2 protein-coding genes are annotated in these 2,457 nt (G+C 59.4%); both read left to right on the forward strand.

Annotated elements, in window-relative coordinates; translation table 11 throughout:
• Positions 1-980, forward strand: a 980-nt coding sequence (locus AC1DRJ_RS24420; RefSeq protein ID WP_477804417.1) for a DUF1214 domain-containing protein, incomplete at its 5' end; no start/stop codon positions are given.
• Between the two features lie 84 nt (positions 981-1,064).
• Positions 1,065-2,457: DUF1254 domain-containing protein (locus AC1DRJ_RS24425; protein ID WP_477804418.1), on the forward strand; the 1,393-nt coding region annotated here is incomplete at its 3' end.

Below are 2,457 nucleotides of genomic sequence, written 5' to 3' on the forward strand. Positions count from 1 at the left end.
ATCCCTACCTGCCCGGCGGATACGGCACCAGCATCGGCTCTGCGCTGGAAGGCAAGGCGACATTGGCGCGTGCGCCGGACCATAAACTGGACTGGGCCTTTCTGCGACCGCAGGAGCCGGTGAAATTTACCGAAGGAACCGGCAAGGTGATGAACACAGTGCCGCCCAGCGACTTCACTTATTTCGAACTGATCAATGATGTGGTGCAGAAGGAACCCGTGGGTGCACTCGATCCGGAGATCATGGGATCGCTCAGCGCCATCGGCATTGTGAAGGGCAAGCCATTCAACCCAGACGCGAGAATGAAGAAAATATTGAACGATGCGGCTGCGATCGGAAATGCCGCAGCGCGCACCTTTAACTGGAAATGGCGTCCCTCCGACGGCGGCTATTACTACGAGAACTCCACCTGGTTCAACCCGCTGTTCCTCGGCGGCTACAACTTTGAAACGCCGCCGCCCCAGGTCAGTGCCGACGGAGTCATCACCCCTAATCCGCCCACAGGTGCACGCACGCTGAACGTGCGGACCGTTATGTTCTTCGGCTACACGTACATCACGCCGGCGATGATCATGCGGCTGACCGACATCGGCTCGCAGTACCTCATTCAGACTGTGGATTCCAAGGGTGAGTACTTTGATGGCGGCAAGACTTACAAGGTGACGCTGCCCAAGGGCATCCCAGCAGGGAAATTCTGGTCCTTCACCGTCTACGACAACCAGACGCGCTCGATGCTCGACACGCCGCAGCGCTATCCCCGCGCCGGCAGCCAGAGCTTCCCGACACCCGCCGCCACTGCCAATAGCGACGGCTCAACGACCGTGTATTTCAGCCCGAGCAAACCCACCGATGTAAACGAGGGCAACTGGATTCAAACCGATCCGAATAAAGGCTGGTTCACCATCTTGCGCCTGTACAGCCCGCTCGAATCATTTTTCACCAAAGCCTGGCGGCCAAGCGAGATCGAATTGGTGCAGTAGCGTCGGTCGGTGCTTGCGGCAAGACTGCCGCAAGCATCCCTAATGGCACGCTCGTAAACATCCTCGGGAACTGGAAATAGCACAATGAAACTGCTTATCGCGCCCGCCCTCATCTGCACCCTGCTGGTCTCGCCCCACATTGCCGCCGCACAGGCGGCCTCCCCAATCTCTCCGGCGATCAGTACGCCGGACAAGGTCGAGACGCGCATCGGTCCGCTCGACTTCAAGGACGGGATGCCGAGCAAGGAGACCGCCGCCACGGTTTATGACAACCTGGACTTCACCCACGCGTTCAATGCGTTCGTGAACACCTACCAGGCCGTGAACATGGCCGCCGGCCACAACGGCTTTCTGAACATCGGGGTAAAGGACAACGAACTACTCATCTTCTCCGAACTGATGGACGCCAAATCGCTGTTCCTGACGGCCAACGCCGATACCGTCTATTTTCTCGGTTGGATCGACCTCTCAAAAGGCCCAATGGTGGTCGAGACGCCGCCCAAGACGCTCGGCACCTTCGATGATATGTGGTGGCGCTGGGTCATTGATTTCGGCTTGCCCGGACCCGACCGCGCCGAAGGCGGGAAATACCTCTTACTGCCGCCGGGGTATGACGGACCGCTGCCTGAGGGCGGATTTTATGTCGCCCGCTCCCGGACCACCCGCGTGCTGATGTTGGGCCGCGCGTTTCTGGAGAATAAAAACGATCCGAAGCCTGCGGTCGAATTGATCAAGAAGTCGACCAGGATTTATCCGTATGAAGTGGGCGGCAGCGGCACCAGCATTGCTGAGTTCCTGAGTGGAAAAGCCAAGCTCGGCCGGATCACCCCACCGCCACCTGCCGTGTTCCACGAAGGCAGCGGCAAGGTGATGAACACCATTCCGCCCAGTGATTTCAGCGCCTTTGAATTGCTCAACGAGGTGGTGCAACAGGAACCGGCTACTTCGCTGGACCCCGAGTTGATGGGCTCGCTGACCGCGATCGGAATCGTCAAAGACRAGCCCTTCGCGCCGGATGCGCGCATGAAGAAGATCCTCACCGAAGCGGCGGCGCTCGCCAATGCCACCTCGCGCACCCTGTTTATGAGGGCTCGCGATCCGAGTTGGTATTACTACCCCGGTTCGTCGTGGTCGAACATGTTATTTCAGTCCGGGTATGAGTTCGAGACGCCGATCCCGGAAATTACGCGCGAGGGCGTCAAGCCCTTCCCGCCCACCGGTTACCGCCAGTTGGACGCGCGGACGGCGTTCTTCTACGGCGTTACCGGCATCACGCCCGCGATGGCCATGCGCGTGCCCGGCATCGGTTCGCAGTACCTATGGACGATGCTCGATGCAGACAAACAGCCCTTCGACGGCGCCAAGACCTACAAGGTGACACTGCCTAAGGACATACCGCAGGCGAACTTCTGGTCGTTCACGCTCTACGACAACATGACGCGCTCGATGCTCGACACACCGCAGCGCTATCCGCGCG

The sequence above is a fragment of the Pseudomonas sp. P5_B2 genome (assembly GCF_056400445.1).